This window comes from Streptomyces sp. NPDC054794, from assembly GCF_053611585.1.
On sequence record NZ_JBSHAQ010000009.1, the window covers coordinates 85,922 to 101,224 of the forward strand.

The 15,303-nt window shown below is 70.5% G+C and carries 17 protein-coding genes; 9 read left to right on the top strand and 8 right to left on the bottom strand.

Going from position 1 to position 15,303, the window contains the following annotated elements; genetic code table 11:
• Positions 1-234: 234 nt before the first annotated feature.
• Entirely contained in the window at positions 235-1,713 is a 1,479-nt protein-coding gene (locus ACWGKT_RS11860) for a YibE/F family protein (RefSeq protein WP_453273457.1), read from the top strand.
• A gap of 91 nt (positions 1,714-1,804) precedes the next feature.
• On the opposite strand, the gene ACWGKT_RS11865 is transcribed toward ACWGKT_RS11860, so the two are convergent.
• The 4 genes from ACWGKT_RS11865 to ACWGKT_RS11880 all read right to left on the bottom strand — a co-directional run bounded on the left by ACWGKT_RS11865 (position 1,805) and on the right by ACWGKT_RS11880 (position 4,073).
• Positions 1,805-2,242, bottom strand: a complete 438-nt coding sequence (locus ACWGKT_RS11865; RefSeq protein ID WP_453273458.1) for an SsgA family sporulation/cell division regulator — start codon at positions 2,240-2,242, stop codon at positions 1,805-1,807.
• Between the two features lie 99 nt (positions 2,243-2,341).
• Complete coding sequence (locus ACWGKT_RS11870; protein ID WP_356143631.1) at positions 2,342-3,202, bottom strand: IclR family transcriptional regulator; 861 nt, start codon at positions 3,200-3,202, stop codon at positions 2,342-2,344.
• Between the two features lie 197 nt (positions 3,203-3,399).
• Positions 3,400-3,612 (bottom strand): DUF5326 family protein, encoded by a 213-nt coding sequence (locus ACWGKT_RS11875; protein ID WP_235451714.1) that lies wholly within the window; start codon positions 3,610-3,612, stop codon positions 3,400-3,402.
• 143 nt (positions 3,613-3,755) lie between these two features.
• Positions 3,756-4,073 carry a cupin domain-containing protein gene (locus ACWGKT_RS11880; RefSeq protein ID WP_235451715.1) on the bottom strand — a complete coding sequence of 106 codons (318 nt, stop codon included), beginning with the start codon at positions 4,071-4,073 and terminating at the stop codon, positions 3,756-3,758.
• A 59-nt stretch (positions 4,074-4,132) separates the two neighbouring features.
• Here ACWGKT_RS11880 and ACWGKT_RS11885 point away from each other — a divergent pair, with 59 nt between their 5' ends.
• The 5 genes from ACWGKT_RS11885 to ACWGKT_RS11905 all read left to right on the top strand — a co-directional run bounded on the left by ACWGKT_RS11885 (position 4,133) and on the right by ACWGKT_RS11905 (position 7,885).
• Positions 4,133-4,510: a phage holin family protein gene (locus ACWGKT_RS11885; protein WP_453273459.1), complete on the top strand. Its 378-nt coding sequence runs from the start codon at positions 4,133-4,135 to the stop codon at positions 4,508-4,510.
• Positions 4,511-4,517: 7 nt separating this feature from the next.
• Positions 4,518-5,009 carry a low molecular weight protein-tyrosine-phosphatase gene (locus tag ACWGKT_RS11890; protein WP_453273460.1) on the top strand — a complete coding sequence of 164 codons (492 nt, stop codon included), beginning with the start codon at positions 4,518-4,520 and terminating at the stop codon, positions 5,007-5,009.
• Complete coding sequence (locus ACWGKT_RS11895) at positions 5,006-6,187, top strand: cystathionine gamma-lyase (RefSeq protein ID WP_453273461.1); 1,182 nt, start codon at positions 5,006-5,008, stop codon at positions 6,185-6,187. The genes ACWGKT_RS11890 and ACWGKT_RS11895 overlap by 4 nt, the downstream gene beginning before the upstream one ends.
• A gap of 226 nt (positions 6,188-6,413) precedes the next feature.
• Positions 6,414-7,313 (top strand): LysR family transcriptional regulator, encoded by a 900-nt coding sequence (locus tag ACWGKT_RS11900; RefSeq protein ID WP_453273462.1) that lies wholly within the window; start codon positions 6,414-6,416, stop codon positions 7,311-7,313.
• A gap of 89 nt (positions 7,314-7,402) precedes the next feature.
• A complete protein-coding gene (locus tag ACWGKT_RS11905; RefSeq protein WP_235451720.1) occupies positions 7,403-7,885 on the top strand; it encodes an NUDIX domain-containing protein in 483 nt (160 codons plus the stop codon).
• 4 nt (positions 7,886-7,889) lie between these two features.
• Here ACWGKT_RS11905 and ACWGKT_RS11910 read toward each other — a convergent pair whose 3' ends face one another.
• Positions 7,890-9,392, bottom strand: coding sequence for a globin domain-containing protein (locus tag ACWGKT_RS11910; protein ID WP_453273463.1), 1,503 nt, complete (start codon positions 9,390-9,392; stop codon positions 7,890-7,892).
• Between the two features lie 596 nt (positions 9,393-9,988).
• On the opposite strand from ACWGKT_RS11910, the gene ACWGKT_RS11915 reads away from it, so the two are divergent.
• On the top strand, positions 9,989-10,855 hold the full coding sequence (locus ACWGKT_RS11915; protein WP_453273464.1) for a GNAT family N-acetyltransferase: 867 nt from the start codon (positions 9,989-9,991) through the stop codon (positions 10,853-10,855).
• A 114-nt stretch (positions 10,856-10,969) separates the two neighbouring features.
• Here the strand turns inward: ACWGKT_RS11915 and ACWGKT_RS11920 are convergent, their stop codons facing one another.
• Both ACWGKT_RS11920 and ACWGKT_RS11925 read right to left on the bottom strand, forming a co-directional pair.
• Positions 10,970-11,392 (bottom strand): GlcG/HbpS family heme-binding protein, encoded by a 423-nt coding sequence (locus ACWGKT_RS11920; RefSeq protein WP_453273465.1) that lies wholly within the window; start codon positions 11,390-11,392, stop codon positions 10,970-10,972.
• Positions 11,393-11,500: 108 nt separating this feature from the next.
• Positions 11,501-12,709 (bottom strand): MFS transporter, encoded by a 1,209-nt coding sequence (locus ACWGKT_RS11925; protein ID WP_356143648.1) that lies wholly within the window; start codon positions 12,707-12,709, stop codon positions 11,501-11,503.
• A gap of 142 nt (positions 12,710-12,851) precedes the next feature.
• Between ACWGKT_RS11925 and ACWGKT_RS11930 the strand changes: the two genes are divergently transcribed.
• Both ACWGKT_RS11930 and ACWGKT_RS11935 read left to right on the top strand, forming a co-directional pair.
• Positions 12,852-13,310: a MarR family winged helix-turn-helix transcriptional regulator gene (locus tag ACWGKT_RS11930; RefSeq protein ID WP_356143650.1), complete on the top strand. Its 459-nt coding sequence runs from the start codon at positions 12,852-12,854 to the stop codon at positions 13,308-13,310.
• Positions 13,311-13,319: 9 nt separating this feature from the next.
• A complete protein-coding gene (locus tag ACWGKT_RS11935) occupies positions 13,320-13,772 on the top strand; it encodes an N-acetyltransferase family protein (protein WP_453273466.1) in 453 nt (150 codons plus the stop codon).
• Positions 13,773-13,828: 56 nt separating this feature from the next.
• On the opposite strand, the gene ACWGKT_RS11940 is transcribed toward ACWGKT_RS11935, so the two are convergent.
• Positions 13,829-15,208, bottom strand: a complete 1,380-nt coding sequence (locus ACWGKT_RS11940; RefSeq protein ID WP_453273467.1) for a serine hydrolase domain-containing protein — start codon at positions 15,206-15,208, stop codon at positions 13,829-13,831.
• Between the last annotated feature and the right edge of the window lie 95 nt (positions 15,209-15,303).

Genomic DNA, 15,303 nt, shown 5'->3' on the forward strand with positions numbered 1-15,303 from the left:
ACTCCCTACGCCGGCATTACCCGGTAACAGGTTCGGCGGTCGACGCAGCGGATTCCGTGTGCCGGTGTTTCATGTGAAACATCACTCGTTCCACGTGAAACAGCGCGAATACGGAGGTCAGCGTCCTCTCAGCCCGGTGCTCCGAGCTCCCGCGTGTGCAAAGGTGCCTCCACGCTAGCGTCAATTCGGGCGCGGTGAACAGAGGGCCCCTGCCGTTCTTGCGATGATCGGGCGGTGACCACGACACAGCAGTACCCGTATCCGCCGCCCGAGCCGCCGCGCCGGCCCGGCTCCGGCCAGGGCGGCGGACGCGGCCGGGATGCCCGCGGCGCCGGTGACGGCCACGACCATGAATACGGCCACGGACCGGACCACGGGCACAGTCAGGGCTCCGGATCCGGCGGCGGCCACGGCCACTCGCACAGTCACAGCCATGGACCCGCCGCGCCGGTCTCCAAGCACCTGCGCAAGGTCATCGCGGCCATCCTGATCCCGTTCACGGTGGCGGTGGTGGTCGGGCTCATGGTGCTCTGGCCCGGCGGAGCCCCGTCGCACAAGCGCACCGGGGTGGGCTTCGACCGGCAGACCCAGCAGGCCACGGTGACCCGGGTCGTCGAGGTGAGCTGCAAGTCGGTGAACTCCTCGGGGGAAACCCCGACCGGCGACACCTCCACCGCCGAGGGCAACTCCGCACAGCAGGAGGCGGGCGGCACCTGCAAGAAGGCCACGGTCCGGGTCGACACCGGCAAGGACCAGGGCCGTACGTTCACGGAGATCGTGCAGCCCGACCAGTCACGGCAGTTGCACGAGGGCGAGAAGGTCGTGGTCGCGTACGAGCCTTCGGCGCCGAAGGACCTGCAGTACTCGGTCGCCGACGTGAACCGCAAGTTCCCGATGGCGCTGCTCGCCGGCATCTTCGCGCTCGCCGTCGTGGCGGTGGGCCGGTTGCGCGGCGTCATGGCGCTGGTCGCGCTGGCCGTCAGCTTCATGGTGCTGACGCTCTTCATCCTGCCCGCGATCCTGCAGGGCTCGAATCCGCTGCTGGTGGCCGTCGTGGGGTCGAGCGCCATCATGCTGATCGCGCTCTACACCTGTCACGGGCTGTCGGCCCGGACGTCGGTCGCGGTGCTCGGCACCCTGGTCTCGCTCCTGCTGATCGGCATCCTCGGCTCGGAGTTCATCGACTGGGCCGCGCTGACGGGCAACACGGACGACAACACCGGCCTCATCCACGGGCTGTACCCGTCGATCGACATGAGCGGTCTGCTGCTGGCCGGCGTCATCATCGGTTCGCTCGGCGTCCTGGACGACGTGACCGTCACTCAGACCTCCGCCGTCTGGGAGCTGCACGAGGCCAATCCGACCATGGGCTGGCGCGGGCTGTACCGGGCGGGCATCCGCATCGGCCGTGATCACATCGCCTCGGTCGTGAACACCCTCGTCCTCGCCTATGCCGGTGCCGCGTTGCCGCTGCTGCTGCTCTTCTCGATCGCGCAGAGCAGCGTGGGGGCGGTCGCGAACAGCGAGCTGGTGGCGGAGGAGATCGTGCGGACGCTGGTGGGCTCGATCGGCCTGGTGGCCTCTGTCCCGGTCACCACGGCGCTGGCCGCGCTCGTGGTGTCGGCCGACCGGCCGGGGCAGGAGCCGGCAAGGCCCCTGGAGGCCCAGCCGGCGGCCGCACGGGGCGGCAGGGGCCGGCGCCGGAAGAAGTGACCTCGGCCGACCTGACGGGCCGCGAGGAGAAGCGTTACTGCACGGTCCTCGGCGATCCTGCGGGGCGCCCCGCGCTCACTGCCGCCCCGTCTCAGCCGGCGCTCTGCTCCTCGGCCAGGATGCGGCACAGCGCCTCGTCGAGATGGGCGTCGAAATCGGCGAGCGCCCCTTCCTGGCCGAGCGGCACCAGCTTGTCCGTACGGTCCAGGAAGGCCACGAGTGGTGGCGTGGAGGAGCGGAACAGCGCCTGGTCGCCGCCCACCTGAAGCCTGATCAGCACCTCGCCCAGCGAGTCGGGGTCGGTGGGCGCGATGTGCACATCGCCGTCCCCGCACGCCCGCCCCACCCCGTCGATCAGCAGCTCGCGCCCGAACACCCAGGTCACCGGTGCGTCTCCGGGGAGATGGAAGGTCAGCCGTACGGCATAGGGATCACAGGTCTCGTAGCGCAATTCCACCGGAATGCGGAAGGAGAGCTCCTCGGAGACGAGAAAGCTCATCATGACCTCTGCCTGTACGGACTCGCGCATCGCCTACCCCGTCATATGACACCGACTGGCCGGGAATGATCCCTGTGACACTGGTCAAATCTTGCTGAAAGTACACGAGAGATCACAAGGAGTGAGTTTTCAGATACTGATAGAGAACGCCAGTGACCCCAGATGCGCCCCGATCTCGGTCTGCAGCCGCTGGGCCGCGGGCAGCAGCCGGTCGGCCTGGTGGGAGGGCAGGGAGATGGCCACGGTGGCCGCGACGGTGCCCATGGTGATCGGGATCGCTGCGCAGACCGTACCCAGCGCGTATTCCTGCCGCTCCGTCACGGGCTCCATCCGCCGCATCCGCTGCAGGCGCCGCAGCAGGGCGTGTCCGTCACGAACCGTGTACGGGGTGAGGGGCTGCACGGGATAGCGGGCGAGGTGGTCGCGGCGGGCGTCCTCGTCCAGCTGGGACAGCAGGCACTGCCCGATCGCGTGTGCGTGCGCGGTCTCGCGGAAGTCGGCCCACTCCTCGACCGCCGGACTGCCCGGCGAGTCGGAGACGCAGACGACCTCGATCTCGCCTTCGCGGTACATCGCGTAGTAGACGGGCGCACCGATCGAATCACGCCACTGGGCGAGCGCGTCGGCGACGGTGCCGCGACGTTTCTGCTCCGCGCCGCTGCTGCCCAGCCGCTCGGTTGCCTCACCGAGGAAGAACAGGCCCTTGTCCCGACGGAGATAGCCCTCGTGCACCAGGGTCCGCAGCAGGTGGTAGGCCGTCGGGAGGGCGAGGCCCGTCTCGCGGGCCAGCTGCTTGGCGGGAGCGCCGTGCTCGTGCTCGGCGACCGATTCCAGCAGGCGCATCGCGCGCTGCACGGATCCGATGAGGGTCGCCGAGTTCGGCTGTTCGGGGACCGCCGCGGAGGGCGGCCGCCGCACGGGGCGTGGGGCGGAGCGCGGCTGCGGGGGAGGTGCGTGCGGTACTGCGGGTGCCGTGTCAGCCGTGGCCAAGGGTCACTCCCGAAGCGCGAGGGGGCAGCCCGTGCGAAAGAGCACGGGTGGGGGTGTACGCCGCCCGCGGGGCTGAACCCCGCGGCGAATTCCGGACTTTAACGGCCTGCCGCCGCGGTCCGGCGGCGTGCCCGGAAAACTTCCCTCGCGCGAGGGAACCGGTGATTCCTGTTACCGCCACCGGTTTCCCACGACTCTCACCAGTCGCTGCGCGACGACGAGTTCGACATGAACTTCCGCACGACGTACACCAGTCCGCCGACCAGGGCCACGAAGATCAGCGCCTTGAAGAGCAGGCCGATCACGAAGCCGACCACCGTGGCTATCAGGCTGCCGAACACGACCAGGGCGATGACCGGCACCGCGACCCACTTCACCCACCACGGCAGTCCCGCGAAGATCTCTCGCATCGCCCTCGTCCTCTGCTTTCTCGTGCGTTCTCGAACGGTTTCGATGTCCTGCACTCGATGCTAGGGCCGCCAGGGGCCCGGCGGGGGCTCCGCATCCCTTGTCCTCCCCTGACCGTTCCCCTAGGGAACCCTGAGGGACGGGGTCAGGCTTCGGGCGGAGAGAAGATCACCAGGACCCTCAGGTCCTCGCTGATGTGGTGGAACTTGTGGGCGACCCCGGCCGGCACGTACACCACGCTGCCCCGCGCGACCTGGGTGGTCTCCAGGCCCACCGTGATCGCGGCGCGGCCGCTCACGACGAAGTACACCTCGTCCTGGTTGTGGGGCGTCTGCGGGTCGTGCTCACCCGCGTTCAGGGCGTAGAGGCCGACCGACATGTTCCGCTCGCGCAGAAACTGCAGGTAAGCACCCTCATTGGCGGCTCGCTCCGCCTCCAGTTCGTCCAGCCGGAATGACTTCATCGCACTTGCCGCCCTCGCCCCACTGCTCGTCGACCGTCTCGTCTGCCACGATCAGACACATGAAGAATTTCGTAGTCAAGACGATCGCCAACGCGGGCGCCCTGGCGGTCGCCGTATGGCTGCTGGACAAGATCACCCTGACGGGTGACAGCACGGGCAAGAAGATCGGCACGCTGATAATCGTCGCCGTGATCTTCGGCGTGGTGAACTGGCTGGTCAAGCCGGTCGTGAAGGTGCTGACCTTCCCGCTGTTCATCCTCACTCTCGGCCTGATCACCCTGGTGGTCAACGCCCTGATGCTGCTGCTGACCTCGTGGGTGTGCGGCAAGCTCGATCTGAGCTTCCATGTCGAGGGCTTCTGGACCGCGGTCGTCGGTGGCCTGATCATCTCGATCGTGTCCTGGGCACTGAACGTCGTCCTGCCCGACGAGGACTGAGCACCCGATGGCCTACCGCGTCTGCTTCGTCTGTACCGGCAACATCTGCCGCTCCCCGATGGCCGAGTCCGTCCTCCGCGCGCGTGTGGCGGAGGCGGGCCTGGAGGACCTGGTCGAGGTCGACAGCGCCGGTACCGGCGGCTGGCACGAGGGCGACGGCGCCGATCCGCGCACCGTGGCCGTCCTGGAGGAGCACGGATACAGCGGCGACCACACGGCACGGCAGTTCCAGGCGTCCTGGTTCGCCGGCCGTGACCTGGTGGTCGCCCTCGACTCCGGCCACCTCAAGGCGCTGCGTCGCCTGGCGCCGACGGAGGAGGACGCGCGGAAGGTGCGGCTGCTGCGCTCGTACGACCCCACGGCGGCCGACGACCTCGACGTACCGGATCCGTACTACGGCGGCCTGGACGGCTTCCAGGAGTGCCTTGAGATGGTGGAGGCGGCGAGCGAGGGACTGCTCGCCGCCGTGCGCGAGCACCTGGAGGGACGGGCGGCATGAGCGACTGGGCCGCGGAAGACGACGCGGGCAGGGGCACGGAGAGCGGCTCCCTCCCGGGCATCGGCGACGGCACCCGCGCGGTGCGTGCCGGGCTGCCCGAGCCGGTCAAGCACGAGCCGACCCTGCCCGGGCCGGTGTTCGCGGCCCACTTCCACCTCCCGGGCGAGGTGACGGGGCCGTACGCGTACGGCCGCGACGACAACCCCACCTGGACCCTGCTGGAGCGCGCCATCGGCGAGCTGGAGGCGCCCGGCCAGGACGGCGTCGAGACGCTGGTGTTCGCCTCCGGGGTGGCTGCCATCGCCTCCGTCCTGTTCTCGCAGCTGCGCGCCGGTGACGCGGTCGTGCTGCCCTCCGACGGCTACCAGGTGCTGCCCCTGCTGCGCGCCCAGCTGGAGGCGTTCGGCATCGAGGTGCGCACCGCGCCGACCGGTGGCGACGCCCAGCTCCAGGTGCTCGACGGGGCGAAACTGCTGTGGATCGAGTCGCCGTCGAACCCCGGACTCGACGTCTGCGACATCAGGCGGCTCGTCGAGGCGGCTCACGCGGGTGGCGCCCTGGTCGCCGTCGACAACACGCTCGCGACGCCGCTCGGGCAGCGCCCTCTGGCGCTGGGCGCCGACTTCTCCGTGGCCAGCGGCACCAAGCAGCTCACCGGGCACGGGGACGTCCTCCTGGGATACGTCACCGGTCGCGACGCCGAGGCCATGGCCGCCGTACGGCGCTGGCGCAAGATCGTCGGGGCGATCGCCGGGCCTATGGAGGCGTGGCTCGCGCACCGGTCCCTCGCCACGCTCCAGTTGCGGGTGGACCGGCAGAACGCCACCGCCCTCGTACTCGCCCAGGCCCTGCGGGAGCGGCCCGAGGTGAGCGGGCTGCGCCATCCCGGGCTGCCCGACGATCCCGCGCACAGGACGGCCTCGCGGCAGATGCTGCGCTATGGCTGCGTGGTCTCCTTCACGCTGCCCACGCGCGAGCGTGCCGAGCGTTTTCTCGACGCGGTGCGGCTCGTGGACGACGCGACGAGCTTCGGCGGCGTGCGCTCCACGGCCGAGCGGCGCGGCCGCTGGGGCGGGGACGCCGTCGCGGAGGGCTTCATCCGGCTGTCGGTCGGCGCGGAGGATCCCGAGGACCTCGTGGCCGATGTGCTCCGCGCGCTCGACGCGTCGGCAAAGTGACCGGATGACGAACGTCGACCGGGGCTCCGGCTACGCATAGCGGACGGTCCGAGCCTCCCCCCTCGTGGCTCGGACCGTCCCGGTTCCGCGCGCGAAGAACCGCGCGAACAAGGCTAGTTGACTCTGTGTCAGTGTCCAATCACTGTAGCGACAGAAACCTATCGACTTATTTATAGTTGGGCCCTGTCCGAGGGCCGGGGAAGGGCAGGGGAAGGGAGGGCGCGCCATGGATCTGGCCTTGCTGCGGACCTTCGTGACCGTGCACCGGGCCGGCTCCTTCACCCGCGCCGCCGCGCTTCTCGGCCTTTCACAGCCGGCCGTCACCTCCCAGATCCGCACCCTGGAAAGACAGCTGGGCCGCCCGCTGTTCCTGCGGCAGGCCCGCGGCGTGACGCCCACGACCATCGGCGACGAACTCGCCCACAAGGCCGCACCGCATCTCGACGCCCTGGTGGAGATAGCGGAGACCGGGCTGGACGACGACTCCTCGCTACGGACCCTGCATCTGGCCGGTCCGCCCGAGTTCACCGCCGAACGCGCCCTGCCCGCCCTCACGGAACTCACCGGCGACGACCGCTTCGCGTTACGCGCCTCCTTCGGGAACGCCGAGGAGACCCTGGAGGGACTCGCCGCCGGACATCATGATCTGGCCATCAGCACGGCCCGCCCGCGCGGCGCCCTGCTCACGGCGACTGCGCTCTGCGACGAGGAGCATGTGCTCGTGGCCGCCCCGCGCTGGGCCAAGCAGATCGGCCCCGAGGCGCTGCGCCGCAAGGGCGCGCCCGCTCTGGAGAACCTCCCCGTCGTCGAGGTCCACGAGTCACTGCCCTTCGTCTCCCGCTACTGGGCCTCCGTCTTCGACTCCCGCCCGGCCGCCTCGGGCACCGTCATCGTGCCCGACCTGCGCGCGGTCCTCGCGTGTGCCATCACGGGCGCTGGAGTGGCGGTACTGCCCCGCTATCTGTGCGCTCCAGCCCTCGCCTCCGGCGACGTCATCGCCCTGCACGACCCGGCGGTGCCGCCGCTGCGGACGTACTTCCTGGTGGTGCGCACCGGCACGCTGGCCATGCCGCACATCGCGCGGGCCCACGAGTGGCTCCAACGGGCGGCCGCGGACTGGTGCTGAGCGCCCCCGATCGGCCAGGTCACACCGTGCGGTGGCCAGGTGGCGCTATGTGATGTTTCACGTGGAACCAGCCGGGCCACATTTCATCCATGACCGTCCGACCCGTGGTCAAGCGCACCGCACGCGCCGTTCTCCTGGACGGCGACGACCTGATTCTGATCAAGCGCACCAAGCCCGGTGTCGATCCCTACTGGGTCACGCCCGGTGGCGGAGTCGACCCGGAGGACACGACCGTCGTCGACGCCCTGCACCGCGAGGTGCATGAGGAACTCGGCGCCAAGATCACCGATGTGGTGCCCTGCTTCGTGGACACCGTGGAGCACATCGGTGAGGACGGCGGCGCGACCGGCGTGAAGGTGCAGCACTTCTTCGTCTGCCGACTGGAGTCCATGGACCCGTCTCTGCGCCACGGTCCCGAAGTCGACGAGCCCGCAGGCGAGTACGAGATCGTCCGTGTGCCGTTCACCCGGGTCGGCATCGCCTCGGTCCACCTTGTGCCCCTGTCGCTGCGGCACTACCTGGACGGCAACATCGAGGGCGTACGCGCCATGCACGCCCCCGACCTCGGCTGACCACTCACTCCCCGACGACGACCAGTTCCTCGACCGAGTCGTGCCGTATGCGGTGCGACGGGATACCCACGTCCCGCAGGACGTCGACACCGCTGCGGATCATCCCGGGCGGGCCGGAGACAAAGGCGTCGTACTCGATCCACGGGCCGTACGCGCGTACCGCGTCCGGGAGCTGAAGGTGCGCCTGCTGGTCGATGATCGCGCGGACCGAGAGCCAGGGATGGGACTGCTGGAGCCGGAGCATCGTGTCGATGTCGTAGAGGTCGTGGTCGGTGCGGGCGCCGTAGAAGACCTCGACCTGGCGGCGTTCGCCGTGCTCGGCCACGTCCTCGACCAGCGCCTTGATGGGGGCGATGCCGGTACCGCCGCCCAGGCAGAGCAGTCCGCTGTCGGTGCTGTGGTCGACGGTCATCGAACCGGACGGCGGGCCGAGACGGATGACGTCACCCGGGCGGGCGCGGTGCACCAGCGCGTTGGAGACCCAGCCCGCCGCAACGGCCTTCACGTGGAACGTCAGCAGCCCGTCGGAGCGGGGCGCGGAAGCGAAGGAGTAGTGCCGCCAGATCCGCGGCCACCAGGGCGTCTCCACGCTCGTGTACTGCCCGGCGAGAAAGGGATAGGGCTGATCGGGGCGAACGGTGAGGACCGCGACGTCCGGCGTCCTGAGGTCATGGGTGACGACCTCCGCGTACCACCAGGCAGGGGCCCGCAGTTCGTCCGCGGCCGCCGCGTCGATCATCACCTGCGACATCGTCGTGTACGCCCGCACCCAGGCCGCCTCCATCTCCGCGCTCCAGACGGCGGAGGCGTACTTGCTGAGGGCGCCGATGAGGCATTCGCCGACGGCCGGGTAGTGCTCGGCCCGCGTTCCGTACTTGCGGTGGCCGCGCCCGAGGTTGCGCAGGTAGTCGACGAGTACGGGGGTGTTGTCGATGTGCTCGGCCGCGGTGAGCAGCGCCTTGAGCAAGCGATCCCGCTGGGTGTCCATCGCGGCCGGGAAGAGGGGCCGCAGATCGGGGTAGCGGACGAAGAGGAGGGCGTAGAAGTACGAGGTGACCTTGTCGGCGACGGGAGCGACCTCGGCCATGGTGCGGCGGATGAGGATGGCGTCCGGAGAACCCTCCTCGGGGGCGGGGGCGGCGCGCTGGGGAGGCACCCGCTGTTCGTGGAGCGGGGCAGCCGGCGGGGCGGCAAAGGCTCCCTGCGGGACGGCGGGAGCAGCCGGCGCGGCGGTGGGAGCGGCCTGCGCGGCGGTGGGAGCGGCCTGCGCGACGGGAGGAGCGGCCTGCGCGACGGGAGGAGCCTCCGTGGCGGGAGGAACCTGCGCGACGGGAGGCGCATGGACTGGGGGGTCGGTCGGCGGTATTCGCTCCTCGCCCGGACGGCGCTCCTCGGTCGCTTCCCGATCACTGGTCGGCGGCGCGTCCGGCGGCACCTTCCGGGGTGTGAACCAGCCTCCCCCGCCGGCCGTGCCGTTGTCCGCCGACGTGGTGGTCGGAGCGTCCATGGTGTGCCTCGCCTCGAACATCTTTCGGTCGGTCTGCGCACTTCCTGGATCGGAGAGTGCCTGCTTTCCCCCGCTGACGGCTTGACGTTCCCGTTCCGGTTCACGGCCCATCGGGCCGCACTCACCCCGCAGCATCGCACCCTGAAGGTGCGCCCCGGCCGCATACCCGGAAATTCGGTTCTTCGATCACTCCGTCCCGTCAGGCCGCATTGCCCTGGTCTCAGCACGCACGGGGCATCTGCGCCTCACCCCGGACGTGAACCGGAGTCGACCCTACCGGCCGACGCCGTGCGCACAAGTCCCCCCTTGCTCCCCCACGAGTGGTACGAAACGCGAACCGCCAACTCCTTCAATTGCCGGGCGCCGTAGGCCACTTACCGACAACCGGCCGCGGAGTCGAGAACTCCCCCGGATCAACGGAACCGGCGAACGAGTGCCACCGTCTTCACTGCCGGGCGCGGGGGCTCGGATGTTTCACGTGAAACATCCTGCACCCGTCCATCCGCTGTACGGCTGGCCACGACATGGCCAAAAGCACGTACGTCTGCCCTGAAACAGGTGGACGCCATGGGTGCTGGTCGGACAGCCTGACCTGCGTGCCGACTCCTTCCCTCGCTGCTCTGCCCATTCGCCGTCTGACGCCTCGCGATCGCACCGCCTGCGCCGACCTGTCAGAGGATCGGGGGTGGCCGCGCGAGGAACACAAGTGGGGCTTCCTCCTCACGGCCGGGAAGGGCTACGGCATCGACGATCCCGACGGCGGCCTCGTCGCCGCCTGTGTCGTCACGGAGTACGGCCGACGGGACCGTCCGGATCTGGGCGCCATCGGCATGGTCCTGGTCGCCGAGCGACACGCCCGCCAGGGCATCGGACGGCGGCTGATGCACCACGTCGTCGCCGACATGGGGGCCACGCCGCTGACGCTGCACGCCACGCCGTACGGCCGTCCGCTGTACGAGGAGCTCGGCTTCAAGGTCACCGGCCGGGCCGAGATGGTCCGCGGCCACTTCAGCCCGGGAGGGCCGGAGCCCCGGGCAGGGACGCGCGCGGCCACGGCCGAGGACCTCGGCTCGATCCTGCGGCTCGACGAGGAGGTGTTCGGCGCCGATCGCACGCACATCGTCACGCGGCTGCCCGCCTTCGCGGACCAACTGCGCGTCGCCGAGGAGAACGGCCGGATCACCGGGTACGCGGCCGCCTGGCCCAACATGGACACCCATGTGGTCGGGCCGCTGATCGCGCGGGACACCGAGACGGCACAGGCACTCATCGCCTCGCTCGCCGCCCACACCGACCGCCGGCTGCGCACCGACATCGATGTACGGCACGAGGAACTGCTGGCCTGGGCGAAGGAGCGGGGCCTGGCATCCGCGGGCAGCAACGCCGTGATGACGTACGGCGTCACCGAGCTGCCCGGTGACTGGACCAGGCGGTTCGCCCCGGTGACCGTGGCGGCGGCCTGAGGAGCCTACCGGGCGGTCACCGGCCCTGCGCGGGACGTCGACCCGCGGGCTCCCCACGACGAAGGCCGGCTCCCGCTGTGGCGGGGCCGGCCTTGTCGCTGACGTCGCACCGGATCAGGCGAGCGTCTCCACGGCGGCGAGAGCGAAGCCGTGGTCCTGCTCCGGAGCGCCGCCGCCGACACCGATCGCGCCGATCAGCCGGCCGTCACGGTGGACCGGGATACCGCCCGCGATGAACAGCAGCGGCCGGTCGAGCGCGGTGGGCAGGGTGTGGAAGAGGCCGCCGGGCTGGACGGCGTCGACGAGGTCGGCGGTGGGGGCGTTCAACTGGAGTGCGGTGTAGGCCTTGCGGGTGCTGGTCTCCCCCGAGATCAGCACGGCCCGGTCGTCCCGCCGGAAGGCGAGCAGGTGGCCGCCCGCGTCCAGGACGGTGACGCTGACGGTGACCCCGGCGGCCTCCGCCGCGCGACGGGCCACGGTGACGAGGCTCTCGGCGTCCTGGGTGGTGAGCGGGGCGACAGCGGTGGTGGTGCTCATGGAGGGCGGGTCTCCTTCAGTGGCGCCGGGCGGTCCGGCAGCGGTCGTGCTGGGTGATGTTGGGGGGGAGTGGTCCCGGCGGCGACGGAGCGGCCGGGACGGCGTGATTCAGCGGTGGGCGGCCGCCCGCGGCTCGGTGGGCGTCCCGCTGGCCACCACGGCGCTGGGGGCGGTGGCGCGGCGCTCCAGGGCGGCCGAGAGGACGGCGAGGACGAGGGCGGCGGCGGCGAGGGCGGCACCGACCCAGTTGGGGGCGGTGTAGCCGAGGCCCGCGGCGATCACGATGCCGCCGAGCCAGGCGGAGAGCGCGTTGCCCAGGTTGAAGGCGCCGATGTTCACGGCCGACGCCAGGGTGGGAGCGCCGTGCGCCTGGTCGAGGACGCGCTTTTGCAGTGGCGGGACGGTCGCGAAGCCCAGGGCGCCGATCAGGGCGATGGTCACGGCCGCCGCGATCTTGTTGTGCGCGGTGAACGTGAAGAGCGCGAGCACGACGGCGAGGGCGCCCAGGGAGACGTACAGCATGGGCATCAGGGCTCGGTCGGCGAACCTGCCGCCGACGAGGTTCCCGCCGACCATGCCGAGGCCGAAGAGGACCAGCAGCCAAGTGACGGAGCCGTCGGCGTAGCCGGCGACATGGGTCATCATCGGCGCGATGTAAGTGACGGCCGCGAAGACGCCGCCGAAGCCGAGGACGGTCATCGCCATGGCGAGCAGGACCTGCGCGTTCTTGAAGGCGGCCAGCTCGTGGCGCAGATGCACGCCCTCGGCCCGGGGCAGCTCGGGGACCAGCTTGGCGATGCCCGCGAGACCGACCACGCCGAGGGCGGCGACGATGCCGAAGGTCACGCGCCAGCCGACGTGCTGCCCGACGAGCGTGCCCAGCGGGACACCGACGACATTGGCAACGGTCAGGCCGGTGAACATCATCGCGATGGCTCCCGCCTTCTTGTCCGGGGCGACCAGTTCGGCGGCGACGACCGAGCCGATGCCGAAGAAGGCGCCGTGGGCGAGGGAGGCGATCACCCGTCCGAGGAGCATGATCGCGAAGGCGGGGGCGACGGCGGAGAGCAGGTTTCCTGCGATGAACAGGCCCATCAACAGCATCAGCATCCGTTTGCGCGAGACCTTGGTGCCGAGCACGGTCATCAGCGGAGCGCCGATCACCACGCCGAGCGCGTAGCCGGTCACGAGCAGGCCCGCGGTCGGGATGGAGACTCCGAAGTCACCGGCGACCTCGGGCAGCAAGCCCATGATCACGAATTCGGTCGTTCCGATGCCGAAGGCCCCGATCGCGAGGGCCAGGAGCGCGAGAGGCATGTGGGGGTACACCTTCCCAGAAGATTGCAGGAGCGCTTTGCCTCCGTTCACAATAGTTGCAGACGCGGGCTATAGGCAAATGCGGTCTATCGCGGTGTTGCCCTATCCTGGTCACAGCCGCCCCGGGACGGAGGAAACGCCAATGACAGCGACGGACCCCGCGCTCACCGCCCTCGCCCAGGGCTGGTGCGCCCTCTCCCTGCTGCACGGGAGGATCGAGGCCCACATCGAGCGGGCCCTGCAGACGAAGCACGACCTGAGCGTCCGCGAGTACTCCCTGCTGGACGTGCTCAGCCGGCAGCACGACGGCGAGGGCGGCCATCTGCAGATGAAGCAGGTCGCCGACGCGGTCGTCCTCAGCCAGAGCGCCACCACCCGACTGGTGACCCGCCTTGAGGACCGCGGCCTCCTGGAGCGCTATCTGTGCCCCACCGACCGCCGCGGCATCTACACGAACGTCACCGAGGCGGGCCTGCAACTGCTCGGCGAGGCGCGTCCCACCAATGACGCCGCCCTGCGCGAGGCCCTCGACGAGGCGGCCAAGACCCCCGAACTCGCCCCACTGGTCCGGGTCGTGGAGTCGCTCAACGTCCCCGCCTAGAGTGCGGGCATGGGAGACCTCGACATACGCCCCGCCGTCGCCGACGACATCCCCGCTGTCGTCGGCATGCTCGCCGACGACCCCCTGGGCGCACAGCGCGAGTCACCGGACGACCTGACTCCGTACCTGACCGCCCTGGAACGGCTCAACGCCGATCCGAACCAGCACCTGGTCGTCGCCGTCCGCGAGGGCCGCGTCGTCGGCACGCTCCAGCTCACGGTCATTCCCGGGCTGTCGCGGCGGGGCGCCACCCGGTCGATCATCGAGGGTGTCCGCATCCACGCGGACGAACGCGGCAGCGGCCTGGGCACCCAGCTCATCGAGTGGGCGATCCAGGAATCCCGGTGCCAGGGCTGCCAATTGGTGCAGCTGACCTCCGACAACACGCGCACCGACGCCCACCGTTTCTATGAGCGGCTCGGCTTCACCGCCTCACACGTGGGCTTCAAGCTCCAGCTCTGACAACAGAAAGGGGCGGTGTGTTTCACGTGAAACACACCGCCCCTGATGCGGACCCGTTAGCCGATCCCGCGCCACCCCTCCACGCCGCCCGGCACCGGGGCGCCCTCCTCGTACGGCTGACGCGTGAACACGAACGACCCGAGGTCGAGGTGGCTCACGGCCCCGTCCGGCCGCCGTACGGCCCGCAGGAGCTCTCCGGCGTAGTAGCCCTCCAGCCCCGTCCAGGTGCCGTCCCCGTTGGCCCGGAAACGCGAGCTGCGCCCGTTGCCGGACAGCGGCCCCAGGGAGATGAGCCCGTCTGCCGTCACCCGCAACCCGAAGGCGTACGTCCCCCAGTACCACTGCCCCGCCAACTCCACCACGGACGGATCGGCCTCGGACAGCGGCCGCCACGGCTCGGGGATCCGCGGCTCGGCCTCGGCGACGATGCGGACGAGATCCGCGCCCACGACGGACAGCGGCGGCCCCGAGGTGCAGTTGGCCAGGACCACGGCCGCGACGTCGTCCGCCACGCTGATGGTGAGATTCGCCAGGAAGCCCGGCAGTGACCCCGAGTGCCCCACGAGCAACCGCCCGTTCCGGTGCTGGATCTGCATACCGAGCCCGTACGAGACACCGTCCACCACATCCGCGGCCTCGGCCGGAGTGGCCGGCGTCCGCATCTCCCGCACGGACTCGGCGCTCAGCACACGGTCGTCACCCTTGGCCAGGAAGACGGCGAACCGCGCCAAGTCCCCCGTGGTGGACCAGAGCTGACCGGCGGGAGCCATCCTCCCCAGATCCTCGGCGGGCTCGGGCTGCATGACATCGGCCCACGGATGCACGGCCCAGCCGCCCGCGTGCGGAGCTCTGGGCTGCGCGCTCGTACGACTCAGACCCAGCGGTTCGAGCACCTCGCGCCGCAGGACCTCCTCCCAGGGCGCGCCCCTGAGCTCCTCGACCAGCGCACCCAGCAACGTGAACCCGGGGTTCGAGTAGTGGTGGCGCCGGCCGACGGGGTGCAGGAAGGGCTTCTCGCCGAGGACGTCGGAGAGCTCAGGACGCAGCGACCCCGGAGTGCGTTCCCACCAGGGCCCGGGCGACTCCGCCGCCAGCCCGCTCGTGTGCGCCAGCAGCTCGGCGACGGTGGCCTCCCCCGCACCGGTGCCCGGCAGATGCTTCTCCAGCGGATCGGCGAGGTCGAGCACTCCCTCGTCGCGCAGCCGCAGCACGAGGACGGCGGTGAAGGTCTTGGTGATCGACCCGATCCTGTACTGCACGTTCTCGTCCGGGCCGTGCCCCTCCACCGAGGTCCGCGCCCCGTGCCACACGGCCCGCCCGTCCCGCACGACGGCCGCGACCAGCGACGGCGCCCGCCCCTCGGCCTGCGCCACGGCGATGCGGTGCAACAGGGCCCGCCGCGTGGCGGGGAGCAGGTCTTCTTGCGATGTCGTCATGGCCCCAGTCCACCGGGTGGGACGGCATGCGTCGAGCTCATTTCTCCCGGGGGCGGGGTTTTTCTCCGGGGCGCGACTTTCTCCGGGACGGGACC